The sequence below is a fragment of the Marinobacter sp. M3C genome (assembly GCF_023311895.1).
GTDB lineage: Bacteria > Pseudomonadota > Gammaproteobacteria > Pseudomonadales > Oleiphilaceae > Marinobacter.
Genome location: NZ_CP092284.1, coordinates 4062221 through 4080207 on the forward strand (window position 1 = coordinate 4062221; position 17987 = coordinate 4080207).

The 17987-nt window shown below is 54.4% G+C and carries 18 protein-coding genes; 10 read left to right on the forward strand and 8 right to left on the reverse strand.

Annotated elements, in window-relative coordinates:
* Positions 1 to 4: 4 nt before the first annotated feature.
* Genes MIH18_RS19080 through MIH18_RS19090 form a run of 3 tightly spaced genes read right to left on the reverse strand, consistent with a single transcriptional unit; the run spans position 5 to position 3511 of the window.
* Positions 5 to 1291 carry a 2-oxo acid dehydrogenase subunit E2 gene (locus MIH18_RS19080; protein WP_249013264.1) on the reverse strand — a complete coding sequence of 429 codons (1287 nt, stop codon included), beginning with the start codon at positions 1289 to 1291 and terminating at the stop codon, positions 5 to 7.
* A gap of 26 nt (positions 1292 to 1317) precedes the next feature.
* Positions 1318 to 2295, reverse strand: a complete 978-nt coding sequence (locus MIH18_RS19085) for a transketolase C-terminal domain-containing protein (protein ID WP_249005733.1) — start codon at positions 2293 to 2295, stop codon at positions 1318 to 1320.
* A 1-nt stretch (position 2296) separates the two neighbouring features.
* Positions 2297 to 3511 (reverse strand): thiamine pyrophosphate-dependent dehydrogenase E1 component subunit alpha, encoded by a 1215-nt coding sequence (locus tag MIH18_RS19090; RefSeq protein WP_249013265.1) that lies wholly within the window; start codon positions 3509 to 3511, stop codon positions 2297 to 2299.
* Positions 3512 to 3753: 242 nt separating this feature from the next.
* Here MIH18_RS19090 and trxC point away from each other — a divergent pair, with 242 nt between their 5' ends.
* Complete coding sequence (gene trxC / locus MIH18_RS19095; RefSeq protein WP_349293793.1) at positions 3754 to 4194, forward strand: thioredoxin TrxC; 441 nt, start codon at positions 3754 to 3756, stop codon at positions 4192 to 4194.
* Between the two features lie 11 nt (positions 4195 to 4205).
* Here the strand turns inward: trxC and MIH18_RS19100 are convergent, their stop codons facing one another.
* On the reverse strand, positions 4206 to 4382 hold the full coding sequence (locus MIH18_RS19100; protein ID WP_249005731.1) for a DUF2897 family protein: 177 nt from the start codon (positions 4380 to 4382) through the stop codon (positions 4206 to 4208).
* 356 nt (positions 4383 to 4738) lie between these two features.
* Between MIH18_RS19100 and MIH18_RS19105 the strand changes: the two genes are divergently transcribed.
* Positions 4739 to 5962 carry a dicarboxylate/amino acid:cation symporter gene (locus MIH18_RS19105; RefSeq protein ID WP_249013266.1) on the forward strand — a complete coding sequence of 408 codons (1224 nt, stop codon included), beginning with the start codon at positions 4739 to 4741 and terminating at the stop codon, positions 5960 to 5962.
* 123 nt (positions 5963 to 6085) lie between these two features.
* On the forward strand, positions 6086 to 6754 hold the full coding sequence (locus MIH18_RS19110; protein ID WP_249005729.1) for an SDR family oxidoreductase: 669 nt from the start codon (positions 6086 to 6088) through the stop codon (positions 6752 to 6754).
* Positions 6755 to 6817: 63 nt separating this feature from the next.
* Here the strand turns inward: MIH18_RS19110 and MIH18_RS19115 are convergent, their stop codons facing one another.
* The gene (locus tag MIH18_RS19115) at positions 6818 to 7855 is read right to left on the reverse strand and encodes an SGNH/GDSL hydrolase family protein (RefSeq protein ID WP_249005728.1); all 1038 of its coding nucleotides are present in this window, start codon (positions 7853 to 7855) and stop codon (positions 6818 to 6820) included.
* A 214-nt stretch (positions 7856 to 8069) separates the two neighbouring features.
* Positions 8070 to 8927 carry a PA4780 family RIO1-like protein kinase gene (locus MIH18_RS19120; protein ID WP_249005727.1) on the reverse strand — a complete coding sequence of 286 codons (858 nt, stop codon included), beginning with the start codon at positions 8925 to 8927 and terminating at the stop codon, positions 8070 to 8072.
* 153 nt (positions 8928 to 9080) lie between these two features.
* On the opposite strand from MIH18_RS19120, the gene yeiP reads away from it, so the two are divergent.
* The 5 genes from yeiP (at position 9081) to MIH18_RS19145 (ending at position 13975) form a co-directional block, all read left to right on the forward strand.
* A complete protein-coding gene (yeiP, locus tag MIH18_RS19125) occupies positions 9081 to 9656 on the forward strand; it encodes an elongation factor P-like protein YeiP (RefSeq protein ID WP_249005726.1) in 576 nt (191 codons plus the stop codon).
* Between the two features lie 43 nt (positions 9657 to 9699).
* Positions 9700 to 10698, forward strand: coding sequence for a DUF2157 domain-containing protein (locus tag MIH18_RS19130; protein WP_249013267.1), 999 nt, complete (start codon positions 9700 to 9702; stop codon positions 10696 to 10698).
* Positions 10695 to 11765 carry a DUF4401 domain-containing protein gene (locus MIH18_RS19135; protein WP_249005724.1) on the forward strand — a complete coding sequence of 357 codons (1071 nt, stop codon included), beginning with the start codon at positions 10695 to 10697 and terminating at the stop codon, positions 11763 to 11765. Before MIH18_RS19130 ends, MIH18_RS19135 begins: the two co-directional genes overlap by 4 nt.
* Entirely contained in the window at positions 11762 to 12301 is a 540-nt protein-coding gene (locus tag MIH18_RS19140; RefSeq protein WP_249013268.1) for a GDYXXLXY domain-containing protein, read from the forward strand. The genes MIH18_RS19135 and MIH18_RS19140 overlap by 4 nt, the downstream gene beginning before the upstream one ends.
* Positions 12302 to 12382: 81 nt before the next feature.
* The gene (locus MIH18_RS19145; protein WP_249005722.1) at positions 12383 to 13975 is read left to right on the forward strand and encodes a BCCT family transporter; all 1593 of its coding nucleotides are present in this window, start codon (positions 12383 to 12385) and stop codon (positions 13973 to 13975) included.
* Between the two features lie 63 nt (positions 13976 to 14038).
* Here MIH18_RS19145 and MIH18_RS19150 read toward each other — a convergent pair whose 3' ends face one another.
* Both MIH18_RS19150 and MIH18_RS19155 read right to left on the reverse strand, forming a co-directional pair.
* Positions 14039 to 14734 (reverse strand): response regulator, encoded by a 696-nt coding sequence (locus MIH18_RS19150; protein ID WP_249005721.1) that lies wholly within the window; start codon positions 14732 to 14734, stop codon positions 14039 to 14041.
* Positions 14731 to 16359 carry a sensor histidine kinase gene (locus MIH18_RS19155; RefSeq protein WP_249005720.1) on the reverse strand — a complete coding sequence of 543 codons (1629 nt, stop codon included), beginning with the start codon at positions 16357 to 16359 and terminating at the stop codon, positions 14731 to 14733. Before MIH18_RS19155 ends, MIH18_RS19150 begins: the two co-directional genes overlap by 4 nt.
* A 206-nt stretch (positions 16360 to 16565) precedes the next feature.
* Here MIH18_RS19155 and MIH18_RS19160 point away from each other — a divergent pair, with 206 nt between their 5' ends.
* Complete coding sequence (locus MIH18_RS19160) at positions 16566 to 17543, forward strand: tripartite tricarboxylate transporter substrate-binding protein (RefSeq protein WP_249005719.1); 978 nt, start codon at positions 16566 to 16568, stop codon at positions 17541 to 17543.
* Complete coding sequence (locus tag MIH18_RS19165) at positions 17540 to 17986, forward strand: tripartite tricarboxylate transporter TctB family protein (RefSeq protein ID WP_249005718.1); 447 nt, start codon at positions 17540 to 17542, stop codon at positions 17984 to 17986. Before MIH18_RS19160 ends, MIH18_RS19165 begins: the two co-directional genes overlap by 4 nt.
* The last annotated feature ends 1 nt before the right edge of the window (position 17987 follow it).

Here is a 17987-nt window from a genome sequence, read left to right on the forward strand (position 1 = left end):
TGGCTTAGCCCAAGTGCAAGAGCATGGACTGTGGCGATTCCAGATAGCCTTTCCAGCAATTACTGAAACGGGCAATGGTGCCGCCGTCGATTATGCGGTGATCCCCTGCCCAGCTGACGGGCATAATAGCGCGCGCAGTTACATTGCCTGCCTGATCAAAGCGCGGCAATGTTTGGGTGCGGCCTAAGGCTACAATCGCCACTTCCGGTGCGTTGATGATGGGTGAAGCGTAGGTGCCGCCTAATGCCCCAATGTTGGAAATAGTGATGGTGCCGCCTTTCAAGTCGTCTTGAGCCACGCGGCCTTCGCGGGCAGCTTCGGTCAATCGCGCCACTTCATCGGCAATTTCCAGCAGGCTGAGATGTTCCACCCCTTTGATGTTGGGCACCATCAGCCCGGCTTTGCTGTCCACCGCCATACCAATGTTGCATTGGGGCTGGTAATGGATTTCAGTGACCTCGTCGTTTACCCGGCTGTTCAGAATTGGGTATTCGCGAATGGCCAGGGCCATGGCTTTCATGATGAACGGCATCAAGGTAAGCCGTGACCCGCTGGCTTCGGCCAGGGGTTTGAGCTGCGCGCGCAGCGCCAGCAGTTCGGTCACATCGATATCTTCACTGAAGATAAAGTGCGGGATGCTGGAGGCGGCGGCGGCCATGCGCTTTGCCATCACCGCCTTCATGCCCTTGATAGGCTCTACGCGTACCTGCTGGTCAGCGGCGCTGGTGCGCTTCGCTGATTGAGTGGGTGCGGGCGTGTCTGTTTGGCCTTGTCGTCGTTTCAGGTGAGCCAGCACATCTTCTTTTAGCACCCGGCCGTCTCTGCCGGAGCCGCTGATGTGACCCAATGACAAGTCGTACTCGCGCACCAGGCGTCTTACTGCCGGGCTGGCCGGTGTTTTAGTTTCCGCAGCGCTTGTTGCTTCACTAGGGCCGGCGCTATCGCTCGCCTGTTTTTTTGTTTCAGTCTTTTGAATGGCCGGCGTTGAGCTTGCGGTGGCCTTTTCTGAGGCGGAATCGTCGTTATCGTTGTTGGCGTCGTCTTCTTGTTCGCTGCCCTCTTCTGACAACTCAAACAGCGGCGCGTGCACCTTGGCAATGTCGCCTTCTTTGTAATAAAGGCGCTTGATCTGTCCCTTGTGAGGTGCGGGTATTTCCACCAGCGCCTTGTCGGTCATTACTTCAACCACCGGCTGATCCTCTTCGATCATGTCGCCTTCGCTGACCAGCCACTTCACCAGTTCGCACTCCACAATACCTTCGCCGATATCGGGCAGTATAAAATCACTCATGTTTGTTCTCCTGTCCTGATACCGGGTTAGAATTCGACGCTGTCGCAAATGGCTTCATACACCTTCAACAGATTGGGAAGGTGTTCTTTTTCCAGCACCAGCGGGAAGGGCGTGTCCATTCCGGCTACCCGGGCAATAGGCGATTCCAAGTACAGAAAGCATCGTTCTTGAATAGTGGCCGCGATTTCGCCGGCAAAGCCGCCGGTTAACGGGGCCTCGTGGGTAACCACCAGGCGTCCGGTTTTGAGAACCGATTTGACCACGGTATCGATGTCCCAGGGTAAGATGCTGCGTAGATCGATCACTTCGCAGGAAATGCCGTCTTTTTCTGCCATTTCGACGGCGTGTTCGATCACTTCCATTTGTGCACCCCAGCCCAGAATCGTTATATCTGTGCCTTCTTTGAGCACTTCGGCCTCGCCCAATGGAAGTTGGTAGGCTTCCTCGGGCACTTCGCCCACGGATGCCCGGTACAGGCGCTTGGGCTCAAAGAACAACACCGGGTCGGGGTCGTGAATGGCGGCCAATAAAAGGCCTTTGGCCTGATGTGGATTGCGTGGTACTACCACTTTCAGGCCTGGTGTGTGAGCAAAATAGGCTTCCGGCGATTGGGAATGGTATAGGCCACCGGCAATGCCACCGCCGTAAGGTGCGCGAATGGTCAGCCCGCCAACATCGAACAGGTTGCCGGAGCGGTAACGGAATTTCGCGGTTTCGTTCACGATCTGGTCAAAAGCTGGGAAAATGTAATCGGCGAATTGTATTTCCGCCACGGGCACCGAGCCTTGCGCCGCCAGACCGTTGGCGAAGCCGATGATGCCTTGTTCCACTAAGGGCGTGTTAAAACAGCGCGTCTTGCCGTATTTTTGTTGCAGATTGCTGGTGGCGCGGAATACACCGCCAAAAATGCCGACGTCTTCGCCAAAGCACAGCACCCGCTCATTCGCCGCCATGGCAGTATCCAAGGCGTTGTTAATGGCTTGCAGCATGTTCATTTTCGCCATTTCAAGCCTCTCCTTTTTGGGTGCTGGCGGGTTTGCCAGTAATGGCCGGATCGTTTGCGCTTTTTGGGTAGGCGTCCGGATGCCGGCGAATGTGCGCTTTCAGTTTCTCGAATTGCGCATTCAGGGCGGGAGGCACTTCTTTGTAAACATCGGTGATCAAGGTTTCCAGTGCCGGTGGTGGCCGCTTCTGCGCTTGTTTCATGGTTTCAAGAACTTCGCGGCGCAGGCGTTCCTGTAATTCCTTTTCTTCGCTGTCAGTCCACCAATCGTGCGACTTCAGCCAGTTTTGAGTGCGCAGAATTGGATCTTTTTCACGCCAGATGGCTTCTTCGTCTTTGCTGCGGTAGCCGGAGGGGTCATCGGAAGACGAGTGGGCGGCCAAGCGGTACGTCATTGCTTCAATCAGCACCGGGCGGTTCTCTTCAACGGCCAGTTGGCGGGCTTTTTCGGTGGCCTGGTACACTGCCAGAACGTCGTTGCCGTCTACCCGAATTACGTCCATTTTGTAGCCGTAGGCCCGCGGTGCTATACCGTCGGCAGCGAACTGCTCGGAAGCCGGTGTGGAAATGGCGTAACCGTTGTTGCGGCAGAAAAAGATCACCGGTACCCGGTGAACGGCGGCCATATTCAGAGCCGCATGGAAGTCGCCTTCGGAGGCGGCACCCTCACCAAAATAGACGAGAGTACAGTGGCCTTCACCGGCCAGCTTCTGGCCATAGGCATAACCGGTGGCCTGGGGAATCTGGGTGGCCAACGGCGACGAAATGGTCATGTAATAGAGTTTTTTCGAACCGTAATGCACCGGCATCTGCCGGCCCTTGCCGTAGTCTTTGTCGTTCCCGAACAGTTGGTTCATGAACTCGTCGATGGTGAAACCACGGTAGGCCAGCGCACCTTGTTCGCGGTATTGGGCCATAATCATGTCGCTATCACCCAGTGCTGCTGCACTGCCAATAACGGCGGCTTCTTCACCGGTGCATTGCATGTAAAAACTGAGCCGGCCCTGGCGTTGGGCGGCTAACATGCGCTCGTCCAGAATGCGGGTAGTGACCATGGCGTGATAAATGCGCAGGGTTTTTTCTTTGCTTACATCCGGCGCTTTACCGCCTTTGTACAGCGAGCCGTCCTGTTTGAGCAGTTTGAAGGTGGAAATTCGAAACTCCGCGCCATCAGTGAAAATGGGGGAGTGCACGGTTTTTGACTTTGTTGTTGTCATTATCCTCGTCCTTGGGTGGTGGCTTGAGGAACACAGAGCCCCTTGTGAGGGCTTTGGTTTTGTCAGGTTAAGGGTGTTAATCTTTTCCAGAGTATAGAACGCATTGTGCGAAATCGCCCACAGAAAAGTTGACCTTAACGTAAAGTGCGGCTTTTGAGTAGTATCTTGAATAGTATCTTGAGCAGTATCGTAACTAGTATTTTAAGCAGTATCCTGAACAGTATCTTAAGTGAGGCAATTTCATGGTGGATGAAAACCGGCACATCGTTTGCCCAAACTGCAACAAAGTAAATCGGGTTCCTGCCAGTCGCTTGTCAGCGGGTGGCACCTGCGGCGCGTGCAAACAGTCGCTATGGCCAGATAATGTGCCCGAGTTTACTGAACAGGCGTTTGCCACTCACGTCGCTCGTAGCGACTTACCGGTGCTGGTAGATTTTTGGGCCAGCTGGTGCGGCCCGTGCAAGGCGATGGCGCCGCAGTTTGCGCTGGCGGCGAAAGGCTGGAAGAGTAAGGTGCGGTTTGCCAAGCTGAATACCGAGCAGCACCCAGGCCCGTCGGGGCAGTTTGGGATTCGCAGTATTCCCACGCTGATTCTGTTTCGCAATGGGCGCGAGTATGCTCGCCAGAGTGGCGCCGTGAATCAGGCTCAGATTGATCAGTGGCTGGGCGCTCAGTTGAAGTAGCCTGAGTGCCGTCAGTCGTCCTGTTTGTCTTGTTTGTCGAGAGCTTCCTGCTCGGCCTTGCGTTTGCGTACTTTTTCCAGTTTTTCGCCAGACAGGCTCATATTGTTTGACGTGTCACGCAGTATGACCAGGTTGCCTAAAATCAGCGCCAGCGAGACGAGTAAGATAATCCATCCGATCATTGGCATAGCAATTGTCCTTATACAGAAGACATAACTCTGATAATGCACCTGTAATCTGAAACACGCCAGTGCGCTGTTGGGTATGCGTCACTTATCAACCGGTCACTTTCCCACCAACTTCCGTCGGTGCCCATGGCTACAGGGTTGTGCGAGGCTGTCCTAAGGCTTCTCACAAGGTTATCCACAGCTTTTGTGGGTAAAAATTCACGGCTCAGCCAAAGATCAAAACGCATTGAAGCTATTAGCTTATGCTTGGTTGCGTCAGTTTACCTATCGGTTGATTTCCACCACAATCGGCGCCACTCAAAATCAGGAACGGGTTTTATGGCACACGATTATTCAATTTTGTCGGGAATCAGCCGATGAAAGCTTTGTTTCGGGGCTACCTCAATTCGTCATTGATTCTGCGCATCAGTATTGCGTTGGTGTTGGGCATCGCCGTTGGGCTTATTGGTGGCCAGCCTGTGGCTGACTGGTTGGCACCGTTTGGCGAATTGTTACTGCGTTTGCTGAAATTCCTGATTGTACCCATCGTGCTGTTCACTTTAATGGTGGGTATCAACCAGGCCAATATCGGCAGTATGGGGCGGGTCGGTCGCAAACTGATGCTGTATTACATTGCATCTTCTGCACTGGCGATTATTGTTGGGTTAGCCGTTGCAACCTGGCTTGAGCCAGGCAGTGGTATGACGCTGAATGAAAATGCAACGATAAAAGTTCCGGACAACCCCGGCTTTGCGGCGGTGTTGCTAAACATTATTCCGGATAATATTTTTACGGCTTTCACCGAACTGAATTTGCTGGGGATTATTTTTACCGCCATTGTATTCGGTATTGCGCTGTTGAAGTTGCGGGAGTCAGAACAGCACGCTGAGCTGGGCGAGCACCTTTATAAGGTGATTGAGGGGCTCAGTGAAATGACCCTGAAAGTGATGGCAGGCGTGTTGCAATACGTGCCCATCGGCGTATTTGCAATTGTGGCGAAAACCGCCGGTGAGCAGGGTATGGCAACGATTATGGCCCTGGGCGACATGGTGGTGGTGCTGTACATTGCGCTGGCCGTTCAGCTGGTTGTGTATTGCGTAATCATGCGCGGTTTTGGTGTAAACGTACGTGGATTTTTCCGCGAAGCCAGAACGCCTATGGCGACGGCTTTCGCCACCCAGAGCAGTTCCGGCACCTTGCCACTGACCATTACCGCAGCGCGGAAGCTGAATATTCCCCAGCGGATATACGGTTTCAGCTTGCCGTTAGGTGCCACCATTAATATGGACGGTGCTGCCATTCGAATCGCCATTTCCGCCGTATTCGCCGCCAATGTGGTGGGTGTTCCGCTGGATTTGATGACCATGGCCGAGATTGTGCTGATCGGCACGCTGACATCGATTGGCACCGCGGGCGTACCAGGCGCCGGTATTGTGATGATTGCCACGGTGTTTGCACAGGTGGGCCTGCCGATTGAAACTGTGGCCCTGCTGGTGTCTATTGATGCGTTGGTAGGTATGGGCGCAACCGGCCTGAACGTGACCGGTGATCTGGTGGGTACGTCTATCATCGCGCGCTCTGAAAGCCGGCGCGATACCTGACCGAATCAACGGCTGATAAAAACGGTGAAGAGGATGAAGCCTCTTCACCGTTTTTTTTTGACTGACGGAAAGGTATTACTGTTTTTAATCGACGTACAATCGCTATTTACAGGGGAATGAATAATGAAAAAACGGGTTGTTTTGATTACCGGCGCCAACCGCGGCATTGGCTTGGAGCTGGCGCAGCACTATAGCCGTGCTGGCCATTACGTTATTGGCGTATGCCGCCAAACCTCTGACGAGCTGGACGCCGCAGCGGCGCGGGTGATAGAGCATGTGGATGTAACGTCCGATGAAAGCGTGGCAGGGCTGGCGGACGCATTGGCAGGCGAGCGCATTGATCTTTTGATCAACAACGCCGGCTTGCTGCAGGAAAACGAGCTGGGCAGCATTGATTTCGATTCCCTGCGAGCACAGATGGAAGTAAATGCTTATGCGCCGCTGCGAGTGACAGAGGCGCTTATGTTGCTCATACCGTCTGGAGGAAAAGTTGCCAACATTACCAGCCGATTGGGCTCAATAACCCTGAACAATTCGGGGGCCAGGTATGGCTACCGGGCCTCTAAGGCAGCACTGAATGCGTTTGGCAAATCCCTCGCGGTAGATCTTGAACCCAAAGGCATTGCAGTGGCTCAGTTGCACCCAGGTTTTGTGCAAACCGGCATGACCAAAGGCAGGGGCGAAATCACAACTGCCGAATCCATCAGCGGGCTAACGGCGCGAATTGAGGCGCTGAATTTGGATAACACGGGTTCGTTCTGGCATCAGACCGGTGAGCGGCTGCCCTGGTGAGGTTAATGCCCGCCGTTAGCACCGGCGGGCATTTGCGATCACTCTCTGAAATCTGATTGCAGGTCAGACAGGCTTTGCGGCTGTCGCCCGGCGCCCAACAATAGCGCCAAGGCCCAGCAGCATCAGCCAGATCACCGCCGGTTCGGGTACGGCACGTACCGAATTGCCTGAGGATAGCAGTGCAAATGCCTCTAATCCCAAGAACTTGTGAGCGGCGGTGGTGGGGTGTATTTCGTCCCAGAACAGAAATGTGTCGGCGTTATTACATGCGGTTTCAGTTATGAAGTTGTCCGATACGGACCGACACTGGTCGGTGGTATTGGTAATTCCTGAGGCGACGGCAGTACCGTCCAGAACAGATCCGAATATACCGAAAACATCCAGGTAAAATATAGAGGCTGAGGTGGTTGTGCTCAAACTAATCAGACGCTGCTCCAGGCCGATATTCCAGGCTTCGCTGACGGCGGTCGCTGCGGCCCTATTAGCTGAGCCGGCAAACTCCGGAATCAGGCCAAGGTCCGGCAGGTTGGGCACCAGAAGCGTGCCTACACCGTTGCCCACTAGCCGGCTCATAACCCCCACAAAACTGTCCAGTTGGGCGTTAATGGCGGCGATCGGATCGGCAACGCCTGCCAGGCCACGCATGTCATTGCCGCCGGCCCAGGTAATATAGAGGTCGTTTGCGTTGGCACTGCCCGCTAAATCGTTGTTGTAGAGTGTTTCCTGAACCAGTATGCCAGAAGTGGCGCCAAAGAGGCCGGGATCGTTGTTGACCTCGGCGCCAGCAAAGGCGTAGTTATTACCGCCGCTTTCCGAATTGGTCGCGCGTGGTATACCCAATGCGTCAGCCAAGTATTCGTGCCATACCGGGCCGTTGGAAAAGCGGCCATTGCTACCATAGCCTACGGCGTTGGCAACAGGGGCAGAACTGCCAAATGGCACCTTGCTTCGGTTATTCCCGGTATCAGACAAGCTATCGCCAAACACAAAAATGTCGTTAAACGACAACGGACCGGCGAGGGCCAGGCTGCTGGTAAGAATGATCGATGTGGCAAAAATGACGCGTTTAAACAGCGGGACGGTTCTGGTCTTTCTGGTCATGAAGTACACCTTTTTTATTATCAGGCGCCAACAAAAAAGCTCGCCGTGACCCGGGATTGGGTCGCATCGAATAAGCAAGCAAAAGTAAAGCCGTTTCACGGATAATGTTCAGAAAACAATCGATTAGTGAGAGAGCTGCAGATTTTTTAAGCAGATTTTGAAGGAACATGTAAAAAAAGCTGACGTTGTGGCGTCAGCTTTGCTTCGATGTTTGCTAATCTTCTTCGTCGTTCGCCTGCTGTCGATCCAGGCGATCGCGTTCTTCTTCCTTGGCGGCATCAATCACCGCCATCACCTCGCCTAAGTCTGCACTGTGGGTGTCGTGAATAAAGCACCCGGTCAGTTTGCTGGTGGGGTGTAGGCGGCCACTTTCGTACAGCTCCCAGATTTCTTTGCCGTAATCGGTGTTCATCAGCTCCGGCGCGTACTTGCCAAAGTAACGGCGCATGTTGTCTACGTCTCGCTCCAGCATTCGCTCGGCGTTGTTATTACCAGAGGCGTTTACCGCCTGGGGTAGGTCGATAATTACTGGCCCCTGATCATCCAGCAGTACGTTGAACTCCGACAAGTCGCCGTGAATCAGTCCGGCGCTGAGCATGCGCACGACGTCGGCAATCACCTGCTGGTGGAAGTCCAGCGCCTGTTCGCGGGTCAGTTCAACGTCGTCCAGCCTGGGCGCGGCTTTGCCATCGGCATCGCTGATCAGTTCCATCAGCAGTACCCCATCAACAAAGCCTGATGGCCGTGGCACCCGCACACCGGCATCCGCCAGGCGGTAAAGGGCGTCTACCTCGGCGTTCAGCCAGGCGTCTTCATGCTCTTTTTGGCCGTAGCGGGTTTTTTTACCCATGGCGCGGGCACGGCGACTGTTGCGTACCTTGCGGCCTTCCTGGTATTCCACGGCCTGCTTGAAGCTGCGTTTTGACGCTTCTTTAAACACTTTGGCGCATCGAACCTGGTCGCCACACTGCACCACGTATACCTGAGCTTCTTTGCCGCTCATGAGCTGATACAGCACGCTGTCTATCAGCCCGTCGTCTAAAAGGGATTGTAATCGTTTTGGTGTTTTCATAGGGCCGCAATCTTACATTAAATCGGTTTTGGTTGTGTTGATCTGTGAGAGCTACCAGCAAAGCGCTTCTGACGGTAGAATCACCGGGTCTGAACCCGTGCCGGCATTTGCTTGGCACCGGTTTGTTTATCATGCTGTTTTGGAGCTTTGAAAATGCCTAGAGCAAGTGAAATCAAGAAAAACTCTGCCATCGAGTTTGAAGGTCGGGTGTATTTTGTCAAGGACATCGAGCGGTCTGTACCCCAAGGCCGGGCTGGCGGCAGCCTTTACCGCATGCGGTTGTATGATGTGGTTACCAACAGTAAGAAAGACGAAACCTTCAAAGACGGCGATATGCTGAATCTGGCGGACTTGACTCGCCGTACTGCGTCGTTTTCTTACGCCGATGGCGAAGAATGTGTGTTCATGGATACCGAAGACTACACGCAGTACATGTTGAATAAAGGCGCCATTGCTGAAGAACTGCTGTTTGTTACCGAAGAAACCCAAGGCATGATGGTTGTGTTAATTAAAGATACACCCGTAGCGCTGGCGCTGCCTCCCACGGTCGATTTTGAAATAATGGACACGGCTCCCTCGGTTAAAGGTGGCTCTGCCACAGCCAGAACCAAACCGGCGACTATGGTCACAGGCTTGGTGATTCAGGTGCCTGAACACATTTCCACGGGCGACCGCATCAAAGTGAATGTGGAAGAACGCAGGTTCATGGGGCGGGCGACCGCGGAGTAACGGGCATCTGCCTAGTAAGTCGTGCCAGGAGGGCGCAGCCGCTATGTTTGAAACGCAATCTGAAGCAAAGCCTGAAATACAGTCTGAAACACGTAAAGCGTTTGTTGCTTTGGTTGACGGCGGCCAGATTGCGCCCATAGATTCAAACCGCGCCGCGGCGATAGCCGGTGTGTTTCCGGCGGGCCGGCAGTGGCTGCGCTTTTTAGACGTGTTGCTGTTGTGCCTGGGTGGCTTGGCGCTGGCCTTTTCCGTACTGCTTTTTGTAGCCTTCAACTGGGGTGAGCTGGGCCGACTGGCTCGTTTCGCGTTGGTCGAAGGAGCTTTACTGCTGGCGTTTGTGGGTTACTGGCTGGCCGGGCGCGAAACCTTGGCTGGCAAGGTTGCGCTGCTTTCGACCGGTCTTCTGTTGGGCGGATTGCTGGCGCTGTTCGGGCAAACCTACCAGACCGGTGCCGACCCCTGGCAGCTGTTTTTTGTGTGGATGTTACTACTGACACCCTTTGCCCTGATTGGCCGATTTGCACCGCTGTGGGTACTTTGGGCCGTTTTGGTCAACTTCGCGCTGACGTTGTACTTTCAGCCTAGTGGCCGCTTTTCAACGGAGGCTTATGGGCAACTGTTGTGGGTCCAGTTTGCCGCGAACGGGTTTATGTTGTGTGCATGGGAGTGGCTAGCCGGCCGTGCGCCCTGGCTTAATCAGCGTTGGGCGGTGCGGTTGTTGGCAATGGCTACCTTAATGCCACTGACTCTGCGAGTAGTTGAAAGTGTGTTTTCTAGCAGTGATTTATGGCTTCCCGCGTTGGTGTTTCTATTGGCAGTGACGATTGTGTATGGGGTTTACCGCTACCAACGCCAGGATTTGTTTATGCTGACGCTCGCGGCGGCTTCGGTGATTGCGATTGTTGTCAGCCTGCTGGTTAAACATCTGGTGTGGCACCTCGACAACAGCGGGGGTGTATTACTGATGGCTATAGCGTTGATGGCTCTGAGTACGTTGGCCGTTAACTGGCTGCGGTCTATTCACCGGGGATGGCAGGTATGAACGCTGAACATCAACGGCTATGGAGCAGCTTGCAACAGCAAGGCTTGGTAGAGGGGTCGCCGCCAGTGCCGGGGGAGGCAGGTTCGCCCTGGTACATCTCGGTGTTTATGGGCTTTTTTGGCTGGCTGGCGGCGCTGTTTTTGTTTTTGGCCATCGCGCTGCTGTTTTTCTTCGACCTGGAGTTAGATTGGTTTTTTGAAAGCCCGCTATTGCTGTGGACAATAGGGCTATTGTTGATTGGCATTGCATTCTGGCTGTTGCGAAGTGCGGCCAGCGAGTTCGTAAGGCATATGGCGTTGGCGTTTAGCCTTGCAGGGCAGGGTTTTGTGGCCTGGGGCTCGTTTGGGGGCGCTGATGCTATAGGTGCCACGCTGTTGATTACTGGCTTTCAAATATTTTTAGCGGTGTTTATGCCGGACTTTATCCACCGCGTGTTTTCAACTTGTATAGCCGCACTTGGCTTGCTTGTGTTTGTCGAATTGCCGCTACTGAACGTGGCGGCGGGCGGCACTGTGTTGGCATTTACCGGTTGGGTGTGGCTGCATGAATTCCAGTTGCCGCGTATGTTGCCAGCTCTGCGAGCCTGGGGCTATGGCGGCGTGCTGGCACTGGTTACCAGCAGAAGTGAGGTTGTGCTCGGTCTGAATTGGTCGGTGTGGAACGGAGCTCTTGATACGCTGCCTGCGATTTATGGCTGGTCGGCACCGTTGTTGGAGGGCTTGGCTGCTGTTTATATTGTGTACAGCGTTTGCCAGCGCCTGCAGACAGCGGTTTGGGTGCAAATATTGGCGCTTTGCGCCCTGACAGCCCTGGCGTTAGCCAGTGCCGACGCGCCGGGCTTGCTGGTGTGCATGATGGTGATTGTGCTGGGCCAAGCTGGCAGCAACACCTTGCTGAAAAGCATCGGTATTGCGGGCCTGTTGTTTTACGTCAGTGCTTTTTATTATCAGCTGCACGTAACCCTGATGGTTAAAGCCCAGATTTTGCTAGCCACCGGTTTACTGCTGTTGGCCGTGCGCTGGTTGATGTTAAGACTGGTGAATGGACAGGCGGGAGAGCACCCATGAAACAATGGTTAAGCCGCCGAATTATTGGTTTGCTAGCCTTGTTGGTCGCTTTGGCGATGGTGAACCTGTCGGTGTTCCAGAAAGAGCAGCAGTTGGCTCATGGCAAGGTGGTTTATCTTGATTTAGCGCCGGTAGATCCGCGCTCGCTGATGCAAGGCGACTACATGACCCTGAGCTTCGCTATCGGCCAGGAAATTCGCCGTGCCTTTGGACACAATGCGCAGGCATTTTTAACGGCGAAGACGTCAACCCACTACGTCATTGTTACCCTCGACAGCCAGAACAGGGCGAGCTTCAAAACGCTGTTCAACGGACAAGATTTGGCCCTGGAGGAGTTGTTGCTGCGCTACCGGATACGCCATGACATCGTGCACTTCGCCACCAACGCATTCTTTTTCCAGGAGGGCGATGCTGAATATTACGAGGCCGCCAGGTACGGTCAGTTTCGGGTGAACGAACAAGGCGAACCCTTGCTGGTGGCCCTGTATAGCGACGAGTTGAAGCAGCTGGGCCCACCCGAAAAAACAGATCTTTGAACGCGAAAACGCCCAAACGTGCTGGATAATACGAAACTAGGTGTGTAGTCTAGTCTGCCAATTTTCGAAACTGGTCGATACATGTCTTTAAGCAGTGCAAGTAATACCGATAACCCCCGTTCTACCTCTTCTGATTCTTCCCCCGCTGGTTCCGCAGATGCTCACCGTTTTGGCGATCCGGTTGTTCTGGTTCTGACCATTGGCTTTATTCTGCTGTTCGTAGGCTGGTCGCTGACGGATGCGGCCAGTCTTGCCTCCGTGATTGACGTGGGTTTTGCCTGGACGGCCAAGTATATGGGCACCTTTTTCCAGCTGTTGTTGTTGCTGACGTTCTTCATTGCTATGGGCGTGGCCGTTAGTCGCGCCGGTGCCGCCCGCCTGGGTGGTATGGATAAGCCTGAATTCAGCACTTTCCGCTGGCTGTCAATGATTCTGTGCACTCTGTTGGCGGGTGGCGGTGTGTTCTTTGCCGCTGGCGAGCCGGTGTATCACTTTGTGGTAACGCCACCGGCGTTTGATACCGAAGCGGCCACGGCACAAGCTGTTGCGCCGGCCATGGCGCAGTCGTTCATGCACTGGGGCTTTTTGGCCTGGAGCGTACTGGGTTCATTAACAGCCATGGTTCTGGCTCACGCCCACTACGTTCAGGGCAAACCACTGCAGCCGCGTACCTTGCTGTACCCGGTATTTGGCGAGCGCGTCATGAGCAGCTGGTTGGGCGGCGTTGTTGATGCCATGTGTGTGATTGCTGTCGTAGCCGGTACCGTCGGTCCCATTGGTTTTCTGGCCACGCAGATGAGTTTCGGCCTGCATGAGTTGTTTGGCGTAGCAGATGAATTCAGCACCCAATTGATTATTCTTGGCCTGCTGGCTGTTGTTTACATGGCTTCAGCGGTTAGTGGTATTCACCGTGGTATTCAGCTACTGAGCCGGTTCAATGTCATTCTGGCACTGGTTATCGGTGCGGTGATCTTCGCGTTCGGCCCCACCCTGTTTTTAGTCAATACCTATGTGGCTTCTATGGGCGAGTACCTGACGTCGTTCTTCGCCATGGCCACTATGACCAGTGAAACCGCGCCGGAATGGTGGATGAAGTGGTGGACGGTGTTCTTTTTCGCCTGGTTTATTGGCTACACACCGCTGATGTCAATTTTTGTAGCGCGCATTTCCCGCGGTCGGACTATTCGACAGACCATTTTGGCGGTATCGATTTTGGCGCCAATAGCCACCACTATCTGGTTTACTTTGTTGGGTGGTTCGGGAGTGTATTACCAGCTCACGGGGGTGTTTGATCTGACCGAAGCGCTGAACGCGTTCCGCTTTGATCAAGCCACACTGACCGTTGCCAAGAATTTGCCCGGCGGCGTAATGATGGCCGCAGCCGTACTGCTGCTGACCACTATTTTCGTGGCTACCACCGGCGACTCTATGAGCTACGCCATTGCCACCGTAGGCGCAGGCCACGATGAGCCACATTACGCCGTTCGCGCTTTCTGGGGCGGAGCCATGGCAATTATGGCGGCGATTCTGTTGTACATGGGTGCCGGTCAGATTGGTGTGTTGCAACAGTTCATTGTGCTAACCGCCATTCCTGTGTCGCTGATTATTCTGCCGTCGCTGTGGACAGGTCCGCAGGCTGCGTTTGCCATGGCGCGGGCGCAGAAGCTGATATAGCAGGTGGGTGTTCGGTCGGGCGCCAATGGCCATCTATAAGAGCTAAGGCCTGGCGGGGCGCATTCAAGCCGGTAGGCGCTGCATCCGATAGCGCCTTTCGGGCCGGCCAACACTGCCGTAGGTAACCTCGGCCACCAGGGTTCCGGTGCCCGTCATGTATTCCAGATAACGCCTGGCTGTGGTGCGCGATGCACCCATGGCGCCGCCTACTTCTTCTGCACTCCAGGGTTTACCATCCGCAATCACCTCACGAATCCGGTCCAGCGTAATCACATCAATACCTTTGGGCAGTCGGTGATGGCTGTAGTGCCCATTTTCGCCGCTGTTGCGTGGGAGCAGGGCGTCTACTTCGTCCTGACCTAAATGCTTCAGTGCCGATAGGCGTTCAACATGGTCACAGAAGCGGTTAATGGCCTCTTCCAGGCGTTCGAATACCAAGGGTTTCAGAATGTAATCAAACACGCCACCGCGCAAAGCGGTCCGCAATGTTTCTACTTCCTTGGAGGCAGTGATCAGGATCACGTCGCTGCTGCTATTACTGGCGCGCAGCTCACGCAGTAAATCCAGGCCGTTGCCGTCGGGGAAATACACGTCTAGCAGTATCAGGTCAGGCTTTAGTACGTCCGCCTGTTCGCGGGCATCGGCCAGGGTGTGGGCAATCCCGCAAAGTTCCACCTGCTCCAGCCGCTGGATAAAGCGGCGCTGGATTTCCGCAATCTGACGGTCATCTTCAGCAATCAACAGTCGGATGGGGGTCAAAGTTGGCTCCTGCCGGTGGGTGTTTTTGGTAAGTATAAGGTGAAGCGGCTACCGCCGGGGTTATCCAGATTTTCCACCGTCACAGATCCACCCCAACTGTCCAGAAACTGGCGAACCAAGTGCAGCCCAAAACCGTGATCGGTACCTGTTTTGCTGGTAACACCCTTTTCAAACATTCGGTTTTGAACCTCCGGGGCAATACCTGGGCCTTGGTCTTCCACCTCGAAAATCAGTTCCTGCCCAAGATCGGTCATTGACAGTTGTACCCGGCCATTGACGCCGGTATGCCGACGGGTGGCCTCCAACGCATTATCAATCAAGTTTCCCAGTACGCTGACGAGTTGCTCTCGCGGTAAATTGTGCGGCAGGTCGGTCATTTGGCTATCTGGGTCTATGTCCAGATGCAGGCCCATTTCTCGGGCACGGTTGTGTTTGCCCAGTAGGCAACCGGCAATGATGGGGTCGGGCACGGCTTCCAGCAGCAAGTGAATCAGCGCCTGATGACTGCTGACTTCGCTGCCAATAAGGCCTAGAGCATCGTTATAGGCGCCCAACTGTATCAGCCCGGCGATGGTGTGCAGTTTATTAGAGTATTCATGAGTTTGGCTGCGCAGAGTGTCGGCGTATTGCTGGATGCGGGTGAGCTGCTGGCTGACTTGATCCAGCTCGTTACGTAAACGGAAGCTGGCCACCACGCCGATGATGTCGTCGCCTTGGCGCACCGGCAGACGGTTGACTACCATCTGGCGGTTGCGCAGCCACACTTCGCGGTCGAAATCCGGCGTGCCAGTGGCCAGAACAGACATCAAACCGCTTTCCGGCAGTATGTCGTGAATTGGGCGCCCAGCCACAGGCATGTCGGTATCCAGCCCGAGAGTAACCAGAGCTGCGCGGTTCACCGTCGTAATAATGCCGTCGCGGTTAATGGCGATAATACCTTCACGCACGGATTGCAGCGTAGCATCACGTTCCTGGAACAAACCGGCGATTTCCTCCGGTTCCAGGCCTAAAATAGCGCGCTTGAAACGACTGGCAATCACTACTGCTGCCAGGATACTGATTAGCAATACCACCCCCATCACCCCGTACAGCACAAAATTGTAGCGCTGCACGGTGGCTTCTACTTGGCTTACGCTGTAGCCCACCGACACAATTCCAATAATGGCACCGCTGCCGGGTTCAAATACCGGTGCTTTGCCTCGCATGGATTCGCCCAGGTTGCCCATGGCAAGGGCGACATAGCCCTTACCTTCCACCAGTGCACGGCGGCCGTAATCGCCTTCGTCGTCGGCCATGGAGCGACCGATGCGCTCGGGCGAAGGGTGCGCCAGGCGAATAGCGTTGTGATCGCCGATCACAATAAACAAGGCTTCGTTGGTTCGGGCCAGAGTGCGGGTGAGGGTGTTGAGGTCGTCAAGATTTCGCTGTTGTATACCACGGATAACCGCCGGGCTGGCGGCAATGGTTTTGGCGACCATCAAGGCTCTCTGGCCAATCTCGTTATAAAGGGATTCGCTCAGGTAATAACCGGCAAACACGCCAATAAACACGGTTTGGAGAGCGCTCACCAGGCCAAGAGTGAGAATCATGCGGGTTTTAAGTTTTGTGCGTCGCTTTACAGGCATGGGCGTCCGTCAGCTTGGTTCATCGGCGCTGCGCGCACGGGCTAATCAGGTTAAAACACCGTAACCAGTTTTGCCCGTGAACTTTATGCACAGAATGAATACTAGTTTTTTTATATCCGTTACGCCCGCAAACTTCAGCAACTACGCATTGCCTTCTACTCTGCTTGCTGAAACACCCTTCTTAATGAAACAACAAGGTGACGTATATGTTTATTAAAAGAACAATAACGCTTGCGGCGGCGGCCGCTTTCAGTATGTCTGCCATGGCTTGGCAACCCAGTGGAAAAGTAGAGTGCCTGGCTCCTGCCGACCCGGGCGGCGGTTGGGACTTTACCTGCCGCAGCGTGGGTAACGTAATGCAGCAGCTTAAGCTGGTAGAAGGCTCTGTACAAACCGTTAATATGGCTGGAGCCGGTGGCGGTGTGGCTTATGCCCACACGGTCAGCAAGCGTAAAAATGACGACAAGTTGATTGTTGCTGCATCTACCGCGACAACCACTCGCCTGGCACAGAAACAGTTTCCGGGTATGGACGCGTCTATGGTGAAGTGGATCGGCGCTTTGGGAGCCGATTACGGCATTATTGCTGTGAGCAAAGATTCCAAGTACCAAAACCTGAACGAGTTAATGGACGCGCTGAAAGAAGATCCGCGCGCGGTCAAGTTTGCCGGCGGCAGTGCTCGCGGTGGTTGGGATCATTTGAAAGTGCTGATTGCAGCAAAAGCGGCGGGCGCTGAAAAATTGCCGTCCATTCCTTACCTGTCATACAACAATGGCGGCGAAGCCATGACTCAAGTTGTGGGTGGCCAGGTGGATGCCTTTACTGGCGACGTGTCTGAAGCCACTGGCTTCATGGAATCCGGTGATTTACGTGTTTTGGCGGTGCTGTCCGAAGAACGCTTACCAGGCAAGTTTAGCAACATACCTACTGCCCGGGAGCAGGGTATTGATGCGCTTGGCCCTAACTGGCGCGGGTTTTATATGCCTAAAGAAACCTCTGAAGAAGCTCAACAATACTGGGTAGAGGCAATGGACACTCTGTACGCCAGCGAAGAATGGAAAGCCGTAATGAAAAGTAACGGTCTGATTCCGTTCCATCCCAAGGCCGGTGAGTTCGAGAGCTTTGTAACCAATCAGGTGCAGGACATTGAAGACCTGTCCCGGGAAATCGGTCTACTAAAATGACCGGCATGGGCGACCGTATTCTAGGCTTGTTTCTGCTGGTTGTGGCGGTTGCCTATGGCTGGGTAGCGCAGCAGTGGCCTGAACCCTTCGGCGGTGCCGAGGGTGTAGGGCCAGAAACGTTTCCCACCATTCTGGCGATTGTGCTGGTGGTGGGTAGCCTGTACCTGATGATCAAACCAGACGCCGATGCCAAATGGCCGGTGGGCAAATCAGCCCTGGAACTGGTGATCTCGATCATTGTATTGGTGATTTATGCGCTGTTGCTGGAGCCGTTGGGCTTTATTATATCCACCACGTTGGCGGTCGGCGTTTTAAGTTGGCGCATGGGTGCACCACCATTGCGGGCATTTGTGACTGGTTTAATCAGTGCCGTTGTGGTGTTCGGGTTGTTCAATTATGGCTTGTCGCTGAGCCTGCCTAACGGCCTGCTGGGAGGCTCCTAAC

Coding starts and splice junctions, on each gene's coding strand:
- MIH18_RS19080 (WP_249013264.1), bottom strand. CDS start 1,291: ATGAGTGATTTTATACTGCCCGATATCGGCGAAGGTATTGTGGAGTGC.
- MIH18_RS19085 (WP_249005733.1), bottom strand. CDS start 2,295: ATGGCGAAAATGAACATGCTGCAAGCCATTAACAACGCCTTGGATACT.
- MIH18_RS19090 (WP_249013265.1), bottom strand. CDS start 3,511: ATGACAACAACAAAGTCAAAAACCGTGCACTCCCCCATTTTCACTGAT.
- trxC (WP_349293793.1), top strand. CDS start 3,754: ATGGTGGATGAAAACCGGCACATCGTTTGCCCAAACTGCAACAAAGTA.
- MIH18_RS19100 (WP_249005731.1), bottom strand. CDS start 4,382: ATGCCAATGATCGGATGGATTATCTTACTCGTCTCGCTGGCGCTGATT.
- MIH18_RS19105 (WP_249013266.1), top strand. CDS start 4,739: ATGAAAGCTTTGTTTCGGGGCTACCTCAATTCGTCATTGATTCTGCGC.
- MIH18_RS19110 (WP_249005729.1), top strand. CDS start 6,086: ATGAAAAAACGGGTTGTTTTGATTACCGGCGCCAACCGCGGCATTGGC.
- MIH18_RS19115 (WP_249005728.1), bottom strand. CDS start 7,855: ATGACCAGAAAGACCAGAACCGTCCCGCTGTTTAAACGCGTCATTTTT.
- MIH18_RS19120 (WP_249005727.1), bottom strand. CDS start 8,927: ATGAAAACACCAAAACGATTACAATCCCTTTTAGACGACGGGCTGATA.
- yeiP (WP_249005726.1), top strand. CDS start 9,081: ATGCCTAGAGCAAGTGAAATCAAGAAAAACTCTGCCATCGAGTTTGAA.
- MIH18_RS19130 (WP_249013267.1), top strand. CDS start 9,700: ATGTTTGAAACGCAATCTGAAGCAAAGCCTGAAATACAGTCTGAAACA.
- MIH18_RS19135 (WP_249005724.1), top strand. CDS start 10,695: ATGAACGCTGAACATCAACGGCTATGGAGCAGCTTGCAACAGCAAGGC.
- MIH18_RS19140 (WP_249013268.1), top strand. CDS start 11,762: ATGAAACAATGGTTAAGCCGCCGAATTATTGGTTTGCTAGCCTTGTTG.
- MIH18_RS19145 (WP_249005722.1), top strand. CDS start 12,383: ATGTCTTTAAGCAGTGCAAGTAATACCGATAACCCCCGTTCTACCTCT.
- MIH18_RS19155 (WP_249005720.1), bottom strand. CDS start 16,359: ATGCCTGTAAAGCGACGCACAAAACTTAAAACCCGCATGATTCTCACT.
- MIH18_RS19160 (WP_249005719.1), top strand. CDS start 16,566: ATGTTTATTAAAAGAACAATAACGCTTGCGGCGGCGGCCGCTTTCAGT.
- MIH18_RS19165 (WP_249005718.1), top strand. CDS start 17,540: ATGACCGGCATGGGCGACCGTATTCTAGGCTTGTTTCTGCTGGTTGTG.